This is a genomic window from Mesorhizobium sp. Ca11 (assembly GCF_020165275.1).
In the GTDB taxonomy this organism is placed as follows: domain Bacteria; phylum Pseudomonadota; class Alphaproteobacteria; order Rhizobiales; family Rhizobiaceae; genus Mesorhizobium.
Genome location: NZ_JAIUHU010000014.1, coordinates 1 through 22,651 on the forward strand (window position 1 = coordinate 1; position 22,651 = coordinate 22,651).

A 22,651-nucleotide genomic window follows, 5' to 3' on the forward strand; every position below is an offset into this window, starting at 1 on the left:
GCCTTTCCTCTCCCCCGTCGATCGGGGGAGAGGTGGCTCGGCGAAGCCGAGACGGAGTGGGGGTCGACCAGCGCTGCATAAGACAATACATGCGCCAAGCTTCCATGCACGCCATCGCCAAAGGCCAACCGCTTGGAAATGTGCATGCCGTACACGAAGTGGGGAGGAGAGGCTCGGCGCGCAGCGCCGAGACGGGGCGAGGCCGTCTGCGATTACGGCCAAACACACTGAACAGTCTGTAGAGCGGCTTGCCGTTTCCATGAACCGAAGAACCGCCTAGAGTTCCTCGAGACAGACTGGAACCACCGGGAGGGGACCATCGCAATGAACGAAACCAGACTGCACGATCCGAGACCGCTTTCGGAAATCGCCAGCTATCACGCCCATATCTATTACGGCGATGAGGCGCAGCGCCGGCAGGCCGAATGGCTGCGCCAGCGCATCGGCGAGCGTTTCCGCGTGCGCCTCGGCAACTGGCGCGACGAGCCGGTCGGCCCGCATGAGCAGGCCATGTACCAGGTCTCCTTCGCCACCGAAATCTTCGCCACGCTGGTCCCCTGGCTGATGCTGAACCACGGCGGCCTCAGCATCCTCATCCACCCCAACACCACCAACCCCAAGCGCGACCACCTGGTCGACCCGATCTGGATCGGCCATGCGCTGCCGGTGAAGGGCGAGGTGCTGGGCGACGAGGACGAGGCGGAGGAGGCGCTGGAGGTGAATACTGAGCCGACGCTGGGGGTTTAGCGACTCCAGGTGACCGGAGCCTGGTGAAGGTCAGATCGTCTCGGATGGCGAAATTGGATGTGGTGAGATCGACACGAAGATGTGCGCCAACCGGATTGCGGGTGAGGACGGAGCGCGCAGATGCAGTGAATCGAAGCTGGCGGTTGCCGGCGCGAGGGTCGACGGTGCGATCCGATGCATCCCGTCCTCGATCTGGCACCTGAGAGGCTCCACGTGACTGTCGATTATCGCTTCGACGTGCATGACGGTTTCGGCGGAGCCCGGACGCAAGAAAGCCCACATCGCGCCCTCGGCAGACCGCGGCGCGTATCTGCCATCCACGAATCGGATCATGCCGTCGGTCACATAGGCTTTTGCTGGCCGTCCATTGCCAATCACTTTGCACTCGATGATGAAATTCGGCGATCCCGACAGCCGCCATTCGATATCGGAGCGGCCGATGATCGCGCGCTTGCCGTCGGGACGCAGGTCATATCGCTTGAGCTCGGCGAAAAACTCGCCGTGAAAGGGCTGCTTGCCCTCCTGATGTTGCGCATCGAGATAGGCGACGAGGCCTTCGGTGAGCGCCGGTTCGTCGCGGCTCGCGAAAGGTTCGCCAATGCCGGAATATAATGCTTCATATTCCTGCCATTTCGCGACGAGATAAGTTAAAATCTCAGATGCAGGCGGGCGCCGAACCAGATAGGTCCAATCCGAGTTGGCCTTCAGCCCCGACAATTGCATCACGCGCGCGCGCGCTCTTTTGACACGCCCTGCAGCTGCAACGCCAAGCGGTTGGCGTCCTCGATGGCACAGCGACGCATCCAGAATCGCGACACCAGTGGTTTGACCAGGAAAATGCGATTGCCGTCTACGACTGCCATATCCGGTATCGTCAGCAAATTCTCGACTGGACGATCGGTCACCCGCTTAAGCGCGCTTGCAAGTATCTCAATTATGCTGTCATCCCCGAACCGATCAGCAGTGGCGCTCTCGCCAAGCGTCAGAACCGCCGCACCCAGGGGAACGCTGCGGCCAGTCCAGGTCGCGACGCGGATTTCGCCCGTGCCCCCGGTGGCATTGCGCCATTCACAAAGTGTCTGGCACAGTGCCTCCGCATAACCCTGCATCAGCTGGATCGACGGCGCTTGGCGCAACGGTTTCATCAGCGACTGATGTCGGAGGCTGGTCGGCTGCAGTGCGGCGCCGGCAAGCGTGGACAGCTCTTCGATCATAGCGATCTCGTCGGTCGTCAGCCGGAAGTAGGCATAGACCAGCTTATTGACCCGATATTGAATATCGCTCCAGCGATGCGGCTGAAGAAGCTCTTCCTCCGCTTCCACCGTCGCAAGTAGCTCATCGACTTCGGCCAAGATCGAATTGGCTTCGTCGGGTGCGGGATGTCGGTCGATCGGCCAGAACGGCCAATCCAGTGCTTCGCGCACATGAAGCTTCGGCCGTTCGGACGCGACACTGCTGCTCAGGAGAAGGAGGAGCCACAAGCCCATAGGGGAGCGCAGATATGCGGTCAGGAATCGCGTTGTGAGTCGGCCTTGTTCGGTATCCGGTGCGGACAGAACCGCGAGCGAATGCTGAAACGAAAACGGTGCTTCTGTATAGACTGCCTTCACGCCGTCCGCAGGGTGGGCGCCGTCGGTCCACAGCACTCGCGGCCCCCTAAACAGCCGCTCCTCGGGAGCGCGTGCGATCTGATCGAGCGGGAAGGGGCGCAGACTCTTCTGCGGCACAAACGGAAGGTCCTTGGGCAGCGCGGTTGCAGGCAGAAACCTTTCTCGCGCCATCCAATCCGGCACTTCTTGATACCAGGATTCCTGCGGCCTGCGGACGTCCTCGTCCTTCGCATGAAAGCCCTTGGCGTCAAGCCAGCCCGCTGCGGTCAGATCGCGGATGCTGCCCCGGCGTCTGAGCCGCTGCAATAGCGCGATATCGGCATCGGAGCCCCAATAACGAACGGCAAGCTGCGCATCGTCGCTAAGAAGTGCATTTGCCGACAAATCGGCGCGGTCTCCGCCATGAACGGCGAGCCGCCCGAAGGCGAGCGATATGTCGGTTTTGGGGGTCCAATATTCAAAGCTCTCCTGTTCTACGCTCGTGAACCGTTCGTCGCGGGCACGGGCCGAGGCGATCAATACCACGAACGGATGCACGGCGTCGGCGAAGATCAGACGTCGCATGTCCGAAAAATTAACAATTTTCTCGATCCGGTAGCGGCCCAGCAGGTGCGCGCGAAAATCGCGCTGTGTTGGGTCCCCCGATACGAACGGTGTGACCGGAAGGACCAACGCAACGCGCCCTCCAGGCTTCAACGTGTCGGCGGCGCCCAGCGCAAAGGCAGCCGCGATCTGCCGCTTGGGCACATGCGGAGTCGGCGCAACTTGGCGCTGCTGCCATGCCTTCACCGACTTGGTGGCGGCCTCGCTTGTGCGGAGCTCGCGCCATGGCGGATTGGATAGGAAGATCCCGTAGCGCGCGCGGTTTGCTGCCTCGCTCGCCCTGCTGAAAAAGTCGCCCTGGTCTCCGCGGCGGATATTGCCAGCAAGCGTCGGCAGCTTGTGGCCGCCCCTACGGAGCTCGGCTAGATCGCGAGGGTTGAGGTCGGAGAGCAGTGCTAGGTAGAGGCTGAACGCCGTAAGTTGGCAGGCATCTTCATCGATATCGCCGCCGAAGATATGGTCGAGGAGAAGCTTTCGCCGCGTCGCGAAGTCAGCCTCGGCTGGCTGGCCCTCTCGGGCCTTGCGGGCCTCCAGGGCTCGGATGAGCCTGCGGAAGGCCGCCGTCAGCAACATTCCTGAGCCGCACGCGCCGTCGAAAATTCTTTCTTTGAGAATGTCGCGGTCCGCGATCGCCAGATCAACGACCCAGTCAGCGAGCAGCCGGGGAGTATAATAAGCGCCCTGCTTCCGCTTCGCTTTGTCAGCTCCGGCTTCCTCCGTGCCGGAGTCCTTGGAAGCAAGGAAAGTTTCGTAGATGCTAGCAATTAGCTCGATCGGAATCTGGCTGAAGTCATAGCGCCAGAAGCTTGCTTGGCCCGTCCGCAACGTCGTACGGTCCAAGAACTGCAAGATCCAGCTAAAGGCCTCATCCGACAGATTCTCCCATCCCGTTTCGCTGTCCGCGCTGGTCAGGAAGTCGCCGTTGAAGTCGGTTCGCAGTTTCTGGATCAGCTTGCGCAAGCCTGTACGATCGCCCTCGCTTATTAGGTCGTAAAGGGGACGCACCTCGCGCAATGTACGATAGGTTTCGCCGACGATCTCTCGGTCTTCGAGATAGGTGATGAAGATCAGCCGTGCGACCAAGCGCCGTGCCGCCGGTGCATTCAGGCCGCATCCAATGAGTTTTTCGACCAGCACTAGGATGTTGTCGAGTAGCACCTTGTCGACCCGCTTGTGCGGATCGAACCAGTTGTCGCGATTGCGTAGCGCCTCGCCGCCTAAAAGTCCGCTCACCGACCAAGCGCGCCGGACTTCCTCGCGCTCCGCAATCGAATAGCGCTGCGGCGGTGCATCGGGATTGTCGACCGACCAAGCCTCGATCCATACCGCGTCGGCGACGAGCACAACTCGTGCGAGGTTCTGATTCCAGAGCCGTTCGCAAAAGGCACGCATTTCATCGCGGCGCTCTCCCGCATGCGAACTCAGTCGGCGCTGGTCGAGCAGGCAGACTGTCGGGACCCGATCTATACAGAATACTGCAGCGCCAGCGGGGCCACGCTCCGAGTTGAAGATCGCACGCAACTCGGGCGCGAAGGGATGGCCGTCGATTGCAGCGCTGTCGCCGACGACGAACGCGCCCGCCACCCGGTCATAGCCGAGATCGTCGACCCACGGGCCAGCCAGATCGGTGCGTTCACTCATCTTGTCCACTCTGACGGATATGCATCCATCCAGCTAGTCCTGAATAAAAAAATGATAGACTTTTATATTTAGATTGTCATTTTAAATTATGACACGTGCATCCCTCTCGGAATTCGATCGGACGACCGGCAAACGCGGACGGCCTAGGAAGGCGCCCGGGGCGGAGCCGTCGGCCGATCAGATGCGTAGATTGAGATTCATTGATCGGGCGGCTCTGTGGACGGGGCAGGTCGGGAGGCGTGCGGTCGCGGCGACGTTCGACGTCAGCGTCAGCCACGTCACCTCCGATTTTCACCGCTATCGGGAAATGGCACCGAGCAATCTGCGCTATGACGTGGCGGAAAAGTGCTTCCGGCCAACAGATTCCTTCAAGCCCCTGTTCGGGGCTGAAGACACGTCGAGCATTCTGAGCACCATCGCCGCCTCGGTGACCCTGCCGAGTCAGGACCGCGGCCGATTGCTCGGCTTCACACCACCGGTGGATGTGGTCCAGGCACTTCCAGTGGCGATCGATCAGCCGCTGCTCGTGACAGTCTGCCGAGCCATCACTGCCGGCGCAGCACTCGACATCACTTACCAATCGATGGCGACACCCGATGCGGTTCGACGTTTATTTATGCCACGTGCGATGATCTTCACCGGGCAGCGATGGCTCGTCCGGGGATGGGATGGACGACATCAGGCGTATCGCGACTTGGCCTTGGCGAGGATTCTGAGCGCCGCAGCCTCTCGCGAAGCCGGTGAAGATTTACCCCGTGACGATCAATGGCATGATTGCGCGGCGCTGGAGATCAGCCTGATCGAAGGTCTGTCACCTGGGCAGGTGGAGGTAACTGCCCGTGAGTTCGGGATGCGCCGCATGCCCGACGGAGGCTTCGCGGTGCGGATCGAGCCGCGCCAAGCAATGATCCCTTATGTGCTCGATCATTTGCGACTGCGTCCGGCAGACCATACCGGCCAAGCGACCCCAATCTGGCTGCGCAATTACGGCGAAATCCGGGAATTTGATCGCCCTGGCTCGGCGGACTGAGCTTGGCCAAAATGGCGTTTTTGTCGAGCGGTTCAATCAAAGCTCCCGGCCTGCAACCGGCCGATCCACGACGATCGAAACGCTGGTATGGGCCAATGGCGGCGACCTCGCCGCTCACCTGCGGAACAGCTCCCTTACGTCCCTTGGCCTCGATGTCGAGCTTACCCTTGCCTCCGGCGACAGCGCCGAACGAGCCCCAGAGGATGACTTCCCCAGCTTGGACCGGCCCCGCCTAACCCCTCAACCTTCCTCCGGCAGGACAAACGAAAGCGCGATCAGGTCGTCGACGTCGATGCCGCCGTGGCCGTTGTCCAGCACGTCCGCGACCTTTTGAAAGGCCAGCATGTCATCCATGCTGAGCTTGGCTTCCCTCAGCCTGTCTTGCAAGCCCGCCACCTTGGTTTCCAGGATCCTGGACGTCTCGATCATGCTTGCCTCCGTTATTGTCCAACGCCGCGTTCCACACGCTCAGCATCAGGCACGTGAACACGACCGGCCCGATGAAAAGGCCGATCGCCACGGCCGCCGCAATGCCCATCCGCTCTGCTTTCGCGGCGACCCTTGCTAGACCGTCATCGGCCGGGACGAGATTGGAAACATCGCGGTGATGGAGCGCGCTGTTGTCGTTTACGGCCGTCGGGGGCATCTCCCACCGCTCTCGGAAAGCAAGCTGCTGCTCGCCAAAAGGTTCGCGGGCACTCATGCGCATAGGTCACGCCCCCGAAAACGCCGCCTTGCCGTGGCGTTCGAAAAGCGCCAGCTTGGCCGAATAGCCAAGCCTGAGCTTGGTCTTGCAGGCATCGCACCGGAAGGTGCTCACCGACTTGAACCATGAACCGTTCCTGATGATCGGCCGGCGGCAATTCGGGCATTCATAGCGGAGACTCACGTCCCGCAACTCCTCGGAAATCGACATTGTCCACCTCTGTCCCCAGCCCCTGTTCTTTCTTCGGATGCCCACCACCTGGGAGCAGGTGGCGGGCGATCCAGCCAACTGACGATGAAGGGACTGATTGCTCGTCAGCGCAGCCCTAATGAGATCGCAGGGATTATGTTTCGCGCGATGGACCAATGCGCTGGCGAATGGGACCTCAGTCGGAGAGAGGGCCCATCTGTGGAACCCAACATTCTTCGGCGCCTATCATGGGCAGGCGGGACTTCTCAGATCCATTCCGAACCATAGGAACATTAGCGCGCCCTAAGGGTTCTCTCAGCAAGGATTGCAGGTGGAACCATGGCCGAGTTGGCATTCGCTTTTGTGTACTATTCGGGGCTGACCGGACCCGACATGCTGGGTGCGGTCGTGTCTTTGACCGCGGGGCTTCTTCTCTACAACGTTGTGCGGGAAGACCGGCCAAACCGATAACCAGCCCGATAATCATGAGCGGCTCGAAAGCGGGTGGTGCCCGCGAGCCTGACCGAGGGGGGCACGGACTGGAGACAGGGCGCCTGCCGAACGAAGGACGCTTGGAGCAGCCGCCCGCCGGGAACATTAGCGCATGCTAATTATTAATCCTCCATAGGAGGATGTGCCATGCACAGCATTATCTATCTCATCGGCCTCGTCGTCGTCATTCTCGCGATCTTGAGCTTTTTCGGGCTTAGACGGTAAGCGCCACCCCAAGCGGCCGGCACGGTCGCCGGACATGCCGGTTTCAATTCGACAGTGCCGATATCATGGCGCCAGCCAAGGAAACCCGCGGCTGGAGGTGGCTGCGGATATCTTCGCCGGTGTCTGGGGCGCCTGCGTGCTGCAGCGGTTCTGTCGATTCGTCGCCGCCCGAAATCAAACAGCAGCGGGAACTGCGTGAGCGGCTCGACAGCCAATGGTAGGCGTCGTGACGGCCAGCCGCCGGTTCACTCACCCCCCGGCCAGCCGCGGCAGCAAGAAAATCTCCGCCCCCTCCGGCAGTTCCTTGCTCCACGTATCCCGGTAAATCGTCCCGTCGATCGCCACGGCAATTCCCCGATCGATCCACGGCTCGATCCCGGGATACTGTTCCGCCAGCTTGCGGAACAGCTCCCTTATGTCCTTGGCCTCGATCTCGTGCTTGGCCTTGCCGCCGGCGACGGCGCTGAGCGAGCCCCAGAGGGTGACGGCGACCATTAGCGCCTCAAGGTGTGTCGATATTTCAGGTGAGGCCGGCCTGCGAATGAAGGCTTCCTGCGCTTCCGGTGCTCACGTACGTCAAGTACGCTCCGCTCCGGTTCTCGGAAGCCATCATTCTCGGCTCGGCCTGACCTGAATCTCACCACACCTTGCCCTAGCTTGGATACCTCTCAGCCTTCCCGTTCCGCGTCGAGCGCCGCGAGAATGCGCGGCGGCGACATCGGGATGTGGGTCATGCGCACGCCGACCGCGTTCGACACCGCGTTGGCGATTGCCGCCAGCGGCGGCACGATCGAGGTTTCGCCCACGCCGCGCACGCCGTAGGGGTGGTTGGGGTTGGGGATTTCCAGGATCTGCGTGTCGATCATCGGCAGGTCGGAGCAGACCGGGATGCGGTAGTCGAGGAAGCCGGCGTTCTGCAGCCGCCCGTCCTTGCCGTAGATATACTCCTCGTTGAGCGCCCAGCCGATGCCTTGCGCGGCGCCGCCCTGGTACTGGCCCTCGACATAGGTCGGGTGCACCGCTTTCCCGGCGTCCTGCACCACCGTGTAGCGGATCACCCTGGTCGAGCCCGTCTCGGGGTCGACCTCGACGTCGCAGATATGCGTGGCGAAGGACACGCCGGCGCCGTCGGCGACGAGCTCGCTATGGCCGGCGATCGGCCCGCCGGTCGTGCCCGACTTGGCCGCGATGTCCTTCAGTGACAGCGGCGAGAGGTTGCCGTATTTCTCGCCCTTGGCGATGGCGTGGCCCTTTTCCCAGGTCACGTCCTCCACCGGGATGTCCCACATCTGCGCGGCGCGATCCTTGAGGATCTTGATCGCGTTGCGCGCGGCCGAGATCGTCGCCATCGAAGAGGAGAAGGTGCCGCGGCTGCCGTCGGTCATGTCGTTGTAGCCCAGCGAGGACGTGTCGGCGACGATCGCCTTGACGTTGGAGTAGTCGATGCCGAGCTCCTCCGCCGCCACCAGCGACAGCGAGGCGCGGGAGCCGCCGACATCGACGGTGCCGACGGCCAGCGACACCGTGCCGTCCATGCCGATGTTCAGATCCGTGCAGGTCTGGCCGCCGAAGTTGAACCAGAAGCCGCAGGCCATGCCGCGTCCCTGGTTGGCTTTCAGCGGCGCCTTCATGTGCGGATGGCTCTTCACCGCCTCCAGCGTCGGCCCGATGCCGATCGGTCCGTAGACCGGGCCGTAGGACGAGCGCGTGCCTTCCTGCGCGGCGTTCTTGATGCGGAAGTCCACCGCATCCATGCCGAGCTCCTTGGCGAGCTCGTCCACCGCGCTTTCCACGGCAAAGGCGGCCATCGGCGCGGAGGGCGCGCGATAGGCCGCGGTCTTCGGCCGGTTGACCAGCACTTCGTAGCCGACGGTCTTGACGTTCTCGAGCTTGTAGCAGGCGAAGGCCGTCATGGCGCCGATCTCGGCCCAGGAGCCGGCATAGGGGCCGCAGCTATAGCGCAGCGTCGCTTCCGCCGCGGTGATCGTGCCGTCCTTCCTGGCGCCGATCTTGACGTCGATCGAGGTGGCGCTGGTCGGGCCCGAGGCGCGAAAAACCTCGTCGCGGGTCATCACCAGTTTTACAGGACGGCCGGCCTTGCGCGACAGCGCCAGCGCCACCGGCTCGGCCCAGACATGGGTCTTGCCGCCGAAACCGCCGCCGATCTCCGACGAGGTGACGCGCAGCTTCGAGGCTTCGAGCCCAAGCAGCTGGGCGCAATGCTGGCGGTAGACGAAATGGCCCTGCGTGCAGACCCAAAGCTCCGCCGTGCCGTCCGGGTTGACGCTTGCCACGCAGGCATGCGGCTCGATATAGCCCTGATGCGTCTGCTCGGTCTTGAACGAGCGCTCGACGATGAAATCGGCCTCGGCGAAACCCTTGTGGACATCGCCATGGCCGAACTGGGTGCGCTTGGTGACGTTGGAGGGCTTGGCCGGCTTTTCCTCCAGGCCCTCGGTATAGACTTGATCGTTGATCAGCGGTGCGTGATGCTGCGCCGCCTCGTCGACATCGGTGACATGCGGCAGCACCTCATAGTCGACCTCGATCAGCTTCAGCGCCTGGCGGGCGGTGCGGGCGTCGATCGCCGCCACCGCCGCGACCGCATGGCCGTCATAGAGGGCCTTCTTGCGCGCCATGCAGTTGTCGAGGATGTCGTACATGGCGGCATCGCCATCGGTGAGGTCGGGCAGGTCCTTGGCCGTGATCACCGCCTTCACGCCGGCGAGCTTTTCCGCCTTCGAAGTATCGATGCTTTTGATCACCGCATGCGCGTGTGGGCTGCGCAGCACGCGGCCAACCAGCTGGCCAGCCATGTTGAAGTCGGCGCCATAGCGGGCGCGTCCCGTCACCTTGTCGACGCCGTCGGGGCGGACCGGCCGGGTGCCGACCGAGGAGAAATTGCGTCCGGAGTAGCGCGGATCGAAGTTCATGATCAGGCTCCCTTCATCACGTTTGCCGCATCCTGGACGGCGCGCACGATCTTGTCATAGCCGGTGCAGCGGCAAAGATTGCCGGCCAGCCCAAAGCGGATTTCCTCCTCGGTGGGCGAGGGGTTCTTCTCCAGCAGGTCCTTGGCCGCGATCAGGAAGCCCGGCGTGCAGATGCCGCATTGCAAGGCCGCGTGCTCCAAAAACTTCTGCTGCAGCGGATGCAGCTGGTCGCCATGCGCCATACCCTCGATGGTCTCGACCTTGCGGCCCTCGGCTTCCGCACCCAGCACCAGGCAGGAGCAGACCAGCCTGCCGTCGACGATGACGCTGCAGGCGCCGCAGTCGCCGGTGCCGCAGCCTTCCTTGGCGCCGGTCAGCCCCAGCCGGTCGCGCAGCACGTCCAGCAGCGTCTCATCGGGCTGGCACAGATACTCGACGGCGTCGCCGTTGATCGTGGTTGATACAGCTATACCGGCCATTATTTGCCTCCCGCACGCTTGTAGGCGGTCGTTGCGGCTCTCTGCGCCAGCACGCCCGCGACTTTCCGTCTGAATTCGATGGTGCCGCGCTTGTCGTCGATCGGGCGGCAGGCGCCGGCGCAGATCTTCGCCAGCCGCTCCAGCGTCTCTTCGTCGAGCTTCGAGCCGACCAGCACTTGCCCGGCTTCTTCGACCAGAAGCACCGTGGGTGCGGCGGCGCCGAGCGCCACGCGGGCGGTCTTGATCGCGCCCTTCTCGTCCAGCGTCAGGTTGACGCCGGCGCTCACCACCGCGATGTCCATCTCGGTGCGCGGAATGAAGCGCAGATAGGCGTCGCCCGCGTGCTCAGGCCGCTTGTCGAGCAGGATAGCTTCGATCATCTCGCCCTTGGCCAGAGATGTGCGGCCGGGTCCGGTCGGCACGGCTTCCACGGCAATCGTGCGCTTGCCCGAAGGCCCGGCGACGACTGCTTGTGCCGCGGCCGCCACCAGCGCCGGCACGCTGTCGGCGGCGGGCGAGGCGTTGCACAGATTGCCGGTGATGGTGCAGCGTCCCTGCACCTGCTTGGAACCGATCAGGTTGGCCGCCTCGACCACGCCGGGCCATGCCTTGCGGAGCGCCTTGTTCTCGCCCAGCACCGCGCAGGGCACCGCGGCGCCGATCCGAAAACCGTCGGCCGTCTCGGCAATGTCGGCCAGGCCGCCGATGGCCTTGATGTCGACGATCAGCTCGGGCTCGATGAAGCCGCCCTTCATCCTCACCAAAAGGTCGCTGCCCCCGGCCAGGATCGCGGCCGGGCCTACTGCCTTGGCGAGCTCGCCAACGGCATCTTCGATTGAAAGCGGACGTATGTAACGCATCGTCTCCCCTTGGTGGTCATAATCGGATCGCCCGTTATAAAGCGTCTGGTTATAATGGCCATCCCGTTCGTGCATGTCCGGGTTGGGCCAGAGCCCTATTCCAGATGCGCCCAGATGGCGGGCCAGGGGCAGGCAGCGCGACAGAGCCGGATGCGGCAATCGCCCGGCGGAGCCATTCATGCGATTAACGCCATGCGCGTCGCCTATTGCCTGCGTGGCGGCGTTGGCGAAGCAGCGCCGACCGTGCGGAATGGTCGAAGATGGCTTTGAGACAAGGCAGGGGGCGTCGGCTCGCAAAAGCATGGCCAAGAAGTTCGCATTTCTTTTGGTGCGCGATTTCACTTTGTCGCCGCTGTCGCTGTTCATCGACACGCTGAGACTCGCCGGCGACGAGGGCGACCGCAGCCGCAGGATCGAGTTCGACTGGGAGATCGTCGGCGAGCGCGGCCTGCCGATCCGCGCCAGCTGCGGCGTCGAATTGCTGCCAACGAGAGCGATGGGCAATCCGGAGGATTTCGACAATGTCGTGGTGGTCGGCGGCCTGCTCGACACCAGCCGCAAGCTGAGTTCGGAAAAGGAGGCGTTCCTGTTGCGCGCCGCGCAGAAGGGCGTGCCGCTCACCGCGCTCTGCACCGGCAGCTTCGTGCTGGCGCGCTACGGCCTGCTCGACGGCTACAGCGCCGCGGTCAGCTGGTTCCACATCAAGGATTTTCGCGCCGAGTTCCCCGATGTGAACGCCCATGCCGACAGCCTCTATTCCGTCGACCGCGGCCGCGCCACCTGCGCCGGCGGCACGGGCGCGGCCGACCTTGCCGGCTATTTCGTCTCGCAATTCATCGGCCGGAAGGCGGCGGAGAAGGCGGCCAAGATCCTCGTGCTCGACCGCATCCGCTCCAGCCGCGACGTGCAGCCGGTCGGCGACCTTTTTCCAGCGGCCGCGAGCCGCGCGGTGAAGCGGGCGCTGCTCCTGATGGAAAGCAATCTGCAGGAGCCGATCCCGGTCGCCGAGATCGCCGCCAGGCAGAACTGCTCGCGCCGCCAGCTCGAGCGCCTGTTCGGCGCCGAGCTCGGCATCGGCCCGATGGCCGCCTATCTGGCGCTGCGGGTTCACTATGCCAGATCGCTGCTGGAAGGCAGCGACCTCGCGATCGGCGAGATCGCCTATCGCTGCGGCTTTGCCAATGCCGGCCATTTCAGCCGTGTCTTTCGCCAACAGGCCGGCATCACGCCGACCAATCTCAGGCACCCGAATCGGGTTTTGGTGAATGACGTTGCCAAGTAGCGGTCCCTGTGGACGACCTCGGCAAGCTGGTCTCTATGTCACGGCGATGACTTTCCCCGTCGCACCAAGGCGACACAGGACCTTCGCTTGTCGCACTTGGATGCCGCCTGGAAGCGCATAGTTTATTCGCACCTCGATCGGCGCCGCCAGACCGGCTTTGCGTTGGCGCATCGGACCGGCGCTGACCGCGTATACGCGCACAGCACCAAGCGGCGTCGTGGCCGACATGATCGCCGCGCGGCAAGCGCTCACGACTTTGGGCGGCGTGCCTGGCTTCGCTTTCAGCGATACAAGGGGCGCAAAAGGATACCCCGCTCCAAACCGCCCGAACTCCCCGCCACGTGCGCTGGAAGGTTTGAGGACGGATGGCAGGCTGATTGCGGCTGTTGCGCTTTTTGCAGAGAAAACGGTGGGGTTGTCGGGGGGCGCGGTATCCCCGGTGCCTGACGTTGCCGTGCCGGCACCCGTCGACACGCCCGCGCTTGCGCTGCCTGCAGCGTCACCCGTCGAAACGCTGGCGCCGATGGACCCGGTACCAGCATTCGCGGACGCGCCAAGGCTCGCCCCTCCTGCACCTGCCGACGCGCCAAGGCTGACACCGCCTGAGCTCACCGACGCGCCAACGCTTGCGCCGCCCAAGCCGCCGACATTTGACCCCAAGCCAGCGGAGACACCTTGTGATCCGGCGCTCACGCCAGCGCCGACGCCAATGCCGCCGACCTTGCCGCCACCGCCGATATCAAGGGCGGCCGCCGGTCCGGTAGCGGCTGCGATCATCAAGGCGACCGCCACGTATTTGCCCATTTCAGGACCCCTCCTGGGCATGCGTTCGTGCCAATCCAAATGTACTGCTGACCATCATCATCGAGGCGGGGTCGGAAGCAACGCGTCGGGGAGAGTGATCGTCGTCGCCACCAGAACCCGTTTCGGTGATCTTGGGATCTTCGCTCTGTTCTTATCCTGCAAGCCTTTTCGGCGGACAGCTTGGTCATCCTGGCTGGCAAGTGGAACCGCGGCGGAACGCGTCCCGGGCGCGCGCTCCGTCTGCGCTGTGCGGCGCGCACTTTGCGCCTTGACCAGGTCGATCGCCTTTCGCGCAGCGGTGAGAGCGACGGACATGTCGGTCAGCTTTTGACGCTCCTGCTCCAGCGCTGCGCTCAAGTCGGCAGATGCCTGCTTCGCAGCGTCTCTTTCCCGACGGGCGTCATCGGCATCGCTTGCGGCCGAAACCGCGCGCGCGTGTTCCAGATCCAATGCCTGGTTGACATGCTTTGCGGCAGTAACCGCGAGCTGGAGGTCCTTTAGGGCGGTGGCCCGCTCGGCCGCAGCCAGATTTGCGCGTTTCTGATCGGCCTCGCCGGCCTGGCGAGCCATGGCGAGTTCGTGCTCGAATTGTTCGACCTTATGGCGCTCTTCGGCAACCGATTGATTTGCCTCGGCCAGGGACGCTTCCACAGCGTTGCGTGCTTCGTTTGCAGAAATCAACTGTGCCTTCAAGTCTTTGATGACGCGCTGCGCCGCTTCCAGATCGAGTTTGAGGGTTCCGTTGCTTTGGTTCGCCTCTCTCAGGGCCTTTGTCTGCTCTGCGGAGGTGCTGGCCAACAGCCTTGCCTGGGCGCTTGCTGTGCGCTCGGCATCCTGACTCAGGCCCAGTTGCGCTTTTGTCGACGCCAGTTCGCCTCGCGCTGCCGCGATCTGTTGCTGGATTTCGGCGCTGTTGTCTGGGGGAGATACCGCTGCCAAGAGGAGGATGCATCCGGGAATGGCGCTCCACCTCCAGTGGCGCATGCTGAAGCGAACCCACGCCGGGCGCGGGTCGTCTTCGAACTCCTCGTAAGATCCATGTATGGACGTCACTGGCCACGGTCCTCTGTCTGCCGGTATTCTTCGCGATGCTCAAGAAACACGTCATAGCGGCTGTGCGTGCGCAAAATTAAGATTTTCGGTCTTGGCGGTTCGCTCCGTGTTGAACTCCATCTACAGCTTGGACAACTTGTATTTTGCGCAGTTGACGGGCTGCTTATACCAGGTACGCCTTTAGGGGCAGGATGCATCATCCAAATGGACTAGATGTCATGATTGATCGTCTCGAAGCAGAACTTCTCGATGGCGAGCTGATCAATGTCGGGCAGTCTAAGCGCGCGGTTGCTGCTGCGCAAAATGATGAGGGTCCGCGGTGACCCTGGTCGGGTCGCATGACCGGTCTGGCCGATTGCGCCGGCGCGCAAACGAGCCGTAGCTTCGTGACGAGCGGCGCGCCGCTGTTTCAACAGTCGAATTCGCCTTCGGAACGCCATGCCGCATTATCCCGACGCCATGCCTGGATCGAAAACCCTGTTCGAGCGCGCCAGGAAGGTGATGCCGGGCGGCAATACGCGCACCACGGTCTTCGTCGATCCGTTTCCGATCTACGCCGCGCGCGGCGAGGGGTGCAGGGTCTGGGACGTCGACGGCAATGCCTATTACGACTGCATCAACAATTTCACCGCGATGATCCATGGCTATGCGCATCCCGATGTCACCGCGGCCGTCGTCGAGCAGCTGCCCTTCGGCACCGCTTTCGGCGCCCCGACGCTGAGCGAGATCGAGCTTGCCGAGCTGCTGGTCGAGCGGCTGCCCTCCGTCGACCAGATCCGCTTCACCAACTCCGGCACCGAGGGCGTGATGATGGCGATCAAGGCCGCGCGCGCCTTCACCGCGCGGCCGAAGATCGTCAAGATCGAAGGCGCCTATCACGGATCCTACGATTTCGCCGAAGTCAGCCTGGACTCATCGCCCGCCAATTGGGGCGATCTGCCGAGATCCACGCCCTATGCCAGGGGCACGCCGCGCGGCGTGCTGGAGGACGTGATCGCCGTGCCCTTCAACGACAGCGAGGCACTGCGCGCCGTCTTCGCCACCGACGGCGACAACATCGCGGCGGTGCTGATCGACCCGATGCCCAACCGTGCCGGCCTCATACCGGCGCGCCGCGACTACCTCCACGCCATGGTCGAGATCGCCCATGCCGCAGGTGCGCTCGTCATCTTCGACGAGGTGATCTCGTTTCGGCTGGGATGGTCTGGCGCGCAAGGCTTGTGGGGCATCGAGCCCGACCTGACGGCGCTGGGCAAGATCATCGGCGGCGGCTTTCCGGTCGGCTCCGTCGGCGGGCGCGCCGATATCATGACGGTGTTCGATCCAACCGCAGGCAAGCCCGCACTGCCGCATGGCGGCACCTTCACCGCCAATCCGGTGACCATGCGCGCCGGCCTTGCCTCGATGCGGGCGCTGACGAAAGAAAGTTTTGCCCATCTTGATCGGCTTGGCGCATCGTTGCGCGAAGGGATTACCGCCTCATTCGAAAAGCATGGGCTTGCAGGCCAATGCGTCGGCCTCGGCTCGCTGTTCAAGGTTCATTTCACGTCGCATCCCGTCACGGATTACCGCTCGATCTACCCAGGGCCGGCCGAGCACAGGAAGTTCGACACCTTCCACAAGGGTTTGCTTGGCCGCGGCGTTCTGTCCGCCAGCTACGGCCTGTTCGCGCTGTCGACGCCGATGACCGAGGAAGATGCCAGCGCCATTCTTCAAGCGATCGACGAGACCTTGGGCGACGTCGCCGCGCAGTCGTGAAAGCAGGCGGACCACAGATGACAGCTTCTCCTCATGTCGTGGTGATCGGAGCCGGCACGCTGGGCATGTGCACGGCGCTCAACCTCGTCGAGCAGGGCGCGCGCGTGACCGTGCTCGAAGCGCACTCGATTGCCTCGGGGTCGAGCGGCCGGTCCGTCGGCGTCGTCGGATCGCAATTCACCGACCCGTTCGAGATCATGCTGCGCGTCCATTCGCTGCGCCGGTTCCGCGAATGGGAAGGCGAGGGGCTTCGGTTCAACCATATCGGCTATCTGCGGCTGGCGCGTACGACCAGTCAGATGGAGCTCTTCGCGAGATCGGTCGAAATCCAGGCCGAGGCGGGGCTGAGGTCGCGTCTCGTCCGCGCGAACGAGCTCAGGGATCTTGTTCCGCACATCAATCCTGACGGGCTCGAAGGCGGATTGTTCGGGCCCGACAACGGTTTTCTCGATCCACATGAGATGTGCAATTTCCTTGCGGGCATCGTCCGCGCCAAGGGCGGCGAAATCCGTCAGTACCGCAAGCTGGTCGGGGTGCAACGGCGCCCGGGCGGCTACACGCTGGAAACCGACGGCGGCCCGGTCGATCGCGAGCGACGACTGATCGATTGCGATGTCGTGGTCAATGCGGGCGGCGCCTGGGCGCCGCAGGTCGCCGCGCTTTTCGGCCAGCGCCTCCACATCTGGCCCGAGCGCCACGAGGCCGTCGTCATCCATCTTGACGAGCCGCTCGGCTACACGATGCCGATGGTGATGGACCTCGTGAACGGCGAAGGCAGCGGGCTCAACTTCCGCCACGAAAAACCAGGCGAGCTGATCGCCGAAATCCACAAAGTGAATTCGATCGCGCCGGAGGACCCCGACAATTACAACGACCAGTGCGAGGAGCAGTCGAAGGTCGATCTGGCCGAGCTGCTTTTGGAACGCGTGCCCGACCTGCCGGGCGCGCGACTCGGCCGGGGGTGGGCGGGCCTTTATCCCGTCACCGCCGACCATCGCCCCTTCGTCGGACCATTCGATGCCTCGGAGCCGACGCTGATCACCGCTGCCGGCGCCGGCGGCTACGGCATCCAGCTCGCCCCTGTGATCGGCCAGATCGCGGCCGACTGGGTGCTTCAGGGTGCGCCGGTTTCGGTGCCCGGTTCGCAGAGCCTGGCGCCGTCGGCCGAGCGCAACATCCTCGGTCACTGACCGATGCATCAAGCTGGCCCCTGACGCGTAAGATGCGAGCGTCCCCGTTAACCATCGATTAACTATCCGGTCGCCTTTAATAGGGTTCTGGAGGATACTGATTTCGGCCGCGAGCGAAGAGTTCACGACCGGCCGAAATGAGAAAAGAAGCGACTGATACCGTCGCCATTCTGCCGGGGAGGCGCCCAGCATCTTTTGATGAGGAGCGCCGGAATGAATATCGAGGAAGCAGTCACTGCAGCGACGGCAGGGTCAGGCGCGCTCCTGTCCTGTCTTGGCCAGCCGGTCGTGGCATATCACGTCACGGCCATCATGCGCGAAACCGACGCAAGACATGCGCGGCAGATGCAGCTCGCCTTGCTGCGGCGGAGCATCGAGGCCCTTGTCGAGGACGGCCTCGAGGACATCGAGGCCGAACGCTTCGCATCGCAGTTCCACGGTCGCGTCGGCTCGGCCTGGGATCGTTTGCATTTTGCCGGCGACACGTCGCATTGATCCCTGCCGCGTGCGCTTTTGCCGGGCCGGCTATGTAACACTCCCGTCATGAGATAGACTGTCGGCCGCGACTGGACTGACCTTCATGGAGTGGGGGACATGCGATGCAGGCGATACCGATAGCGCATCCGGCGGAAGCGCCGGTCGCCCGAGCGATACCGTCGCTGGCTGGTTATCCCGCCGCCGTGTTGTGCTGGCTGCTTTCGGCCGGCGTCTATATCGCGGCAAAGTGGGTGGCGCCGGAAATGCCGCCCTGGGGGCTATGCTTCTGGCGGCTGGCGCTCGCCTGCCTCATTCTTTTGCCGATCGTGCACCGCCATCACGGCGCGATGTTGGCGCTGCTCAAATCGCGGCCGCTGGAGATCGTCGCCGTCGGCGCCATCGGCCTGACGCTCTGCCAAGGGATGATCTACCATGGTCTGAACGACACCGACGCCACCACGGCCGGCATCATCATGGCGATGTCGCCGATCATGACCATGGTGCTGGCGCGTCTCGTGCTGGGCGAGCCGCTCGGGCTCTGGAAGTCGCTCGGCGCGGTTGCAGCACTTGCCGGCATGCTGGTGATCGTCGCGCATGGCAAGCTGGACGCGCTGGTGCAACTGCGCTTCAACATCGGCGAATTGTGGATCGTCGGCAGCGCCTTCTGCTGGGCGCTCTATACGGTGCTGCTGCGCCGCTCGAAATTCGGCCTCGAGCTCCTGCCGCTGGTGGTCCTTCTGCTTGGCGCCGGCGCGCTGGTGGCGCTGCCGTTCCACCTTTGGGAAATCTTCAACGACGAGCGCTCCGCCTTGAATGCCGACGGTATTCTCGCGCTTGCCTATCTGGCGGGTCCCGGCGGCGCGCTGATGTACTATCTCTATAACCAAAGCGTGGAGACGCTCGGCGCTAGCCGGGCAAGCATGTTGCTCTATCTGCAGACCCTGTTCGTCGCCGTGCTCGCCTATCTGCTGCTCGGCGAGAGCCTGCACGATTACGATCTGCTCGGCGCGGCCTTCATTGTGGTCGGGGTCGTGCTGGCGACGGCGATCAAGTCGAGGCCGGTTCCGGCAAAGGCGTGAACGAGCGGCCACGTCGCCTTGATTGACATATGCGGCTGCCCGAGCCGCCAAGTCGATCTGGTTCCTCGGGCGGTGAGCCGCCCGGACCAAGCTTTCCTAAATTAGCCAATTTTGCTATTGGCTGCCCCTTCGCAGCGTCGGCCAAGGCCGAAGGGGATCATGGCGATCGACAAGCGCGTGGACGCATGAACGGCGGTCAGCACATGCTGGAACTACGCGTGCTTGGCGATTTTCAGGTCACGCGCGACGGCGAGCCGCTTCACCTGCCGCCATCTCGCAAGACGCGGGCGCTGTTCGCCTACCTCGCCGTCACCGCCAGGCAGCACCAGCGCGAGCGGCTGTGCGAGATATTCTGGGACATCCCGGACGATCCGCGCGGCGCCTTGCGCTGGAGCCTGTCCAAGATCCGCCAGGTGCTGGGCGCCGACGAATCCGTTCTTGCCGCCGATCGCAATGCTGTCGCGCTCAATGTCGAGACGGACTATGCGCGGCTGGCTCCGCTGGTGAAGACCGATCTTTCATCACGCCCGACCGAGGAGCTCGAAGCCGTCCTGGCCTCGATCCGCGGCGGTTTTCTCGCCGATCTCTCGCTGGAGCGCTGCTTCGACTATGAAGCCTGGCGGCAGGCCATCGCCAGCGAGGTGGAGATCGTCGAGCTTGGTATCCTGCGCGAGCTGGTCGAGCGCCTGGGGAATGAGCCGCGACGCGCGCTGCCGTTCGCCCAGCGCCTGCGCCGCCTGGCGCCCGACGACGCCAGCCTCGCCGCCGAGATCGAGGCGCTGGAGGACAAGGTCCGGTCGGTCACCGCTCAAGCCACGGGACGCACGTCGCAGTCCGCTCCCCGCGCGCCACCGCAGGCGCCGTCCAAGCCTGCCGCGTCGCCGCAGGATCCCGGCCGCGCGGTGCAGTTCTGTCGGGCTCTCGACGGCACCAGGCTCGCCCATGCCAGCACCGGAAGTGGCCCGGCGATTTTGCGCGCCGCGCACTGGATGTCGCATCTCACCTTCGACTGGGACAGCCCGATCTGGCGGCATTGGATGCGGGAGCTGTCACGTCACAACCGGCTGGTGCGCTATGACGAGCGCTGCAATGGCCTGTCGCAAAGGCATGTCGTCGATATCTCGTTCGAAACCATGGTGTCGGACCTCGATTGCGTTGTCGAGGCGACAGGGCTCGACCGCTTCACTTTGCTCGGCCTGTCGCAGAGCTGCGCGGTTTCGATCGCCTATGCCATCCGCCGCCCCGAGAAAGTGTCGGGCATGATCCTCTACGGCGGCTACGTCAAAGGCTGGCGGGCGCGCGGCGACGCCGGCGAGATCGCGACGCGCGAGGCCGTGGCGACGCTGATGCGCGAGAGCTGGGGCAAGTCGAACCCGATGTTTCGCCAGGCCTTCTGTTCCATGTTCATCCCCGGCGCCACGCACGAGCATTTCGCCTGGATGGACGATTTGATGCGGCGCACCGTCTCACCCGACGATGCCTGGCGTCTTCAGAACTCCTTTTCGGTGATCGATGTCAGCGACTTGCTGGAAAAGGTGCGTGTGCCAACCTTGGTGCTGCACGCGCGCGGCGACAACGTAGCGCCGGTGGAGTCGGGCCGCACCATGGCCGCCGGCATTCCCGGCGCGCGCTTCATCGAGCTCGATAGCCAGAACCATATCCTGCTCGAAGGCGAACCTGCCTTCGAAGAGTTCATAGACCACGTCCGCGCCTTCATCGCCGAGACGACGGGCGGATAACCAGGTACTTGCGGAGCCCTCAGCCGCTGATGAGCGGCACGGTGAACACCGTCGCGGTGCCGGTGAGGCAAAGCTCGCCCGCTTCGTTGCGCACAGATGTCTCCAGCTTGGTGATCGGCTTGTCGGCGCGCACGTCCTTGACCTCGACGCGGCCGATGATCAGTTCGCCGACGCCAACCGCCTTGACGAATTTCCACGACACTTCGAGGAACACCGAGCCGGGGCCGGGAAGGTCTTCCGCTACCACCGCGTTCAGGATGCCTGACGTGACGCCGCCCTGCACGATGAGCTTGCCGAATATCGAAGCCTCAGCGAGCGCCTTGTCGTAATGCAGTGGGTTGCGGTCGCCGGTCATCTCGGCAAAGGCATCGATATCCTGCGGCTGCGTGCGCCGCGAGCGTTCAGCAAAGGCGCCCACCTTTGGCCGGCCCTTGACGACACCGACCCACCCGTCCTTCATCACATGCACAGTCATGGTCTTGCTCCGGTTCGATTGCGGGAAAGCTCGGCCGGCGGCTCGTCCTCGTTGGCCGGCGCTCGATAGGTCGAGAGCTTCGATGCGGTAGCGCGGCGGGCCGGAATGGGCTGCCCGGCCAGCGCCTGCACCTCGGCCTTCAGGACGGCGCTGAAGCGGCGATGCCGCTCGCCGAGATCGTCAAGCGTCCAATCGAAGCCGGCGATGGCGTCCGTGGTGTCGAGGATCTGGTTGGCGATCATGTCACGCTGCTGCTGCCAGACCGAGAATGCCGCCTCGGACCCATTGAAGATCGCCCGCGCGAGGCTCTCGGCGTCGCGCAGCGCGTCGGAAATGCCATGCGAGGTGATCGGATCGCGGAAGAAGCCGGCGTCGCCCACCAGCGCCCAGCCCGGGCCGTGCGGCTGGCGGATATAGCCCGGCACGCCGCGGAACGCCTGCAGGCGCGCATCCTTCGGTGCCCGGGCCGCCTGTGCTGCCAGTGCCGGGGAAAGCGCCTCGAGCACATCCATGCGGGCGCGGGCGTGGCCGAGGCGGAAGCGCTGGTCGAACAGGCCCGTCGGCACCGAGGCGACGATGCAGGCGAGGCCGTCATTGGTCGGGATGAACGAGCCGGCGATCCCGTCGCGGAAGTACCAGTGATAGCCGGCGCCCGGCTCGACTGGCGCATAGCCATAGACATGGGCAGCCGACACCGCGCCGCGCCGCAAGGTCTGGGCGTCGACGCATTTTGCCACCAGCGAGCCGATGCCGTCGGCGCCGACGACGATATCGGCGCTGACCCGCACGGCCGCGCGCCCGGCGGCGCGGATCTCGATGCCCCGCACCCGCCCGCGCGTGTCGGCAAAGAGATCGCCGACCGCGACTTCGTGCAGGATCTCCGCGCCGGCCTTGCGCGCCGCATCGACCAGGATGCGGTCGAGCACGGTGCGCCGCGGCGCGATGAGGCCGGGGAGGTCCGAGCTAGCGGCGAGGGGGATGGTGATCTCCTCGTCGCCATAATGGAAGGTCGTCGTCTCGATGAGCGGCGTGCCGGCCTTGAGCAGCGGCTCGAGCAGACCCCAGCGCCAAAGCTGCAACACGGCCGGTCGCATCAGCGCATGCGTCGACAGCGTGTCGGATCCATAAGGCTTGCGGTCGATCGCAAGCACCTTGAGGCCGGCGCGCGCGAGCAGCATCGCGGTCGCCGCGCCCGCGCAGCGCGCGCCGACGATGATCGCATCGTAATGGCCACGCTTAGGCTGAGCCATGAGGGAGATGAGGTTGCTTGCCATGTTCA

At 64.0% G+C, this 22,651-nt stretch carries 20 protein-coding genes; 8 read left to right on the forward strand and 12 right to left on the reverse strand.

The genetic code is table 11. From position 1 onward, the window contains the following. Positions 1-324 precede the first annotated feature (324 nt). A complete protein-coding gene (locus LB538_RS22185; protein ID WP_224529757.1) occupies positions 325-747 on the forward strand; it encodes a DOPA 4,5-dioxygenase family protein in 423 nt (140 codons plus the stop codon). Positions 748-777: 30 nt separating this feature from the next. Here the strand turns inward: LB538_RS22185 and LB538_RS22190 are convergent, their stop codons facing one another. Further along, positions 778-1,473, reverse strand: coding sequence for a hypothetical protein (locus LB538_RS22190; RefSeq protein WP_224529754.1), 696 nt, complete (start codon positions 1,471-1,473; stop codon positions 778-780). Then, positions 1,470-4,601: an N-6 DNA methylase gene (locus LB538_RS22195; protein WP_224529751.1), complete on the reverse strand. Its 3,132-nt coding sequence runs from the start codon at positions 4,599-4,601 to the stop codon at positions 1,470-1,472. Before LB538_RS22195 ends, LB538_RS22190 begins: the two co-directional genes overlap by 4 nt. Before the next feature lie 190 nt (positions 4,602-4,791). Between LB538_RS22195 and LB538_RS22200 the strand changes: the two genes are divergently transcribed. Next, positions 4,792-5,631 (forward strand): WYL domain-containing protein, encoded by an 840-nt coding sequence (locus LB538_RS22200; RefSeq protein ID WP_224529749.1) that lies wholly within the window; start codon positions 4,792-4,794, stop codon positions 5,629-5,631. A gap of 240 nt (positions 5,632-5,871) precedes the next feature. Here LB538_RS22200 and LB538_RS22205 read toward each other — a convergent pair whose 3' ends face one another. From LB538_RS22205 to LB538_RS22230, 6 genes are all read right to left on the reverse strand, one after another. Then, positions 5,872-6,060: a hypothetical protein gene (locus LB538_RS22205; RefSeq protein WP_224529746.1), complete on the reverse strand. Its 189-nt coding sequence runs from the start codon at positions 6,058-6,060 to the stop codon at positions 5,872-5,874. Between the two features lie 283 nt (positions 6,061-6,343). Next, positions 6,344-6,520, reverse strand: a complete 177-nt coding sequence (locus LB538_RS22210; protein ID WP_224529744.1) for a hypothetical protein — start codon at positions 6,518-6,520, stop codon at positions 6,344-6,346. A gap of 972 nt (positions 6,521-7,492) precedes the next feature. Then, positions 7,493-7,738: a MoaD/ThiS family protein gene (locus tag LB538_RS22215; RefSeq protein WP_140726707.1), complete on the reverse strand. Its 246-nt coding sequence runs from the start codon at positions 7,736-7,738 to the stop codon at positions 7,493-7,495. Positions 7,739-7,911: 173 nt separating this feature from the next. After that, the gene (locus LB538_RS22220) at positions 7,912-10,176 is read right to left on the reverse strand and encodes a xanthine dehydrogenase family protein molybdopterin-binding subunit (RefSeq protein ID WP_224529743.1); all 2,265 of its coding nucleotides are present in this window, start codon (positions 10,174-10,176) and stop codon (positions 7,912-7,914) included. Positions 10,177-10,178: 2 nt separating this feature from the next. Further along, the gene (locus tag LB538_RS22225) at positions 10,179-10,655 is read right to left on the reverse strand and encodes a (2Fe-2S)-binding protein (RefSeq protein ID WP_095768250.1); all 477 of its coding nucleotides are present in this window, start codon (positions 10,653-10,655) and stop codon (positions 10,179-10,181) included. Continuing rightward, entirely contained in the window at positions 10,655-11,515 is an 861-nt protein-coding gene (locus tag LB538_RS22230; protein WP_224529734.1) for an FAD binding domain-containing protein, read from the reverse strand. The genes LB538_RS22225 and LB538_RS22230 overlap by 1 nt, the downstream gene beginning before the upstream one ends. A gap of 301 nt (positions 11,516-11,816) precedes the next feature. Here LB538_RS22230 and LB538_RS22235 point away from each other — a divergent pair, with 301 nt between their 5' ends. Beyond that, positions 11,817-12,797, forward strand: coding sequence for a GlxA family transcriptional regulator (locus LB538_RS22235; RefSeq protein WP_224529732.1), 981 nt, complete (start codon positions 11,817-11,819; stop codon positions 12,795-12,797). A 33-nt stretch (positions 12,798-12,830) separates the two neighbouring features. Here the strand turns inward: LB538_RS22235 and LB538_RS22240 are convergent, their stop codons facing one another. Continuing rightward, on the reverse strand, positions 12,831-13,601 hold the full coding sequence (locus LB538_RS22240; protein WP_224529730.1) for a hypothetical protein: 771 nt from the start codon (positions 13,599-13,601) through the stop codon (positions 12,831-12,833). 57 nt (positions 13,602-13,658) lie between these two features. After that, positions 13,659-14,540 (reverse strand): hypothetical protein, encoded by an 882-nt coding sequence (locus tag LB538_RS22245; protein ID WP_224529728.1) that lies wholly within the window; start codon positions 14,538-14,540, stop codon positions 13,659-13,661. Positions 14,541-15,092: 552 nt separating this feature from the next. On the opposite strand from LB538_RS22245, the gene LB538_RS22250 reads away from it, so the two are divergent. The 5 genes from LB538_RS22250 (at position 15,093) to LB538_RS22270 (ending at position 20,897) form a co-directional block, all read left to right on the forward strand. Further along, positions 15,093-16,412, forward strand: a complete 1,320-nt coding sequence (locus LB538_RS22250) for an aspartate aminotransferase family protein (RefSeq protein ID WP_224529726.1) — start codon at positions 15,093-15,095, stop codon at positions 16,410-16,412. A gap of 17 nt (positions 16,413-16,429) precedes the next feature. Continuing rightward, positions 16,430-17,602 (forward strand): NAD(P)/FAD-dependent oxidoreductase, encoded by a 1,173-nt coding sequence (locus tag LB538_RS22255; RefSeq protein WP_224529723.1) that lies wholly within the window; start codon positions 16,430-16,432, stop codon positions 17,600-17,602. Between the two features lie 213 nt (positions 17,603-17,815). Further along, the gene (locus tag LB538_RS22260) at positions 17,816-18,097 is read left to right on the forward strand and encodes a hypothetical protein (protein ID WP_224529721.1); all 282 of its coding nucleotides are present in this window, start codon (positions 17,816-17,818) and stop codon (positions 18,095-18,097) included. Positions 18,098-18,201: 104 nt separating this feature from the next. Further along, positions 18,202-19,158, forward strand: a complete 957-nt coding sequence (locus LB538_RS22265; RefSeq protein WP_224529720.1) for a DMT family transporter — start codon at positions 18,202-18,204, stop codon at positions 19,156-19,158. Positions 19,159-19,361: 203 nt separating this feature from the next. Continuing rightward, on the forward strand, positions 19,362-20,897 hold the full coding sequence (locus tag LB538_RS22270; RefSeq protein WP_224529719.1) for an alpha/beta hydrolase: 1,536 nt from the start codon (positions 19,362-19,364) through the stop codon (positions 20,895-20,897). A gap of 19 nt (positions 20,898-20,916) precedes the next feature. Here LB538_RS22270 and LB538_RS22275 read toward each other — a convergent pair whose 3' ends face one another. Continuing rightward, on the reverse strand, positions 20,917-21,372 hold the full coding sequence (locus tag LB538_RS22275) for a MaoC family dehydratase (protein ID WP_224529718.1): 456 nt from the start codon (positions 21,370-21,372) through the stop codon (positions 20,917-20,919). Then, a complete protein-coding gene (locus LB538_RS22280; RefSeq protein WP_224529717.1) occupies positions 21,369-22,646 on the reverse strand; it encodes an NAD(P)/FAD-dependent oxidoreductase in 1,278 nt (425 codons plus the stop codon). The genes LB538_RS22275 and LB538_RS22280 overlap by 4 nt, the downstream gene beginning before the upstream one ends. Positions 22,647-22,651: the final 5 nt, after the last annotated feature.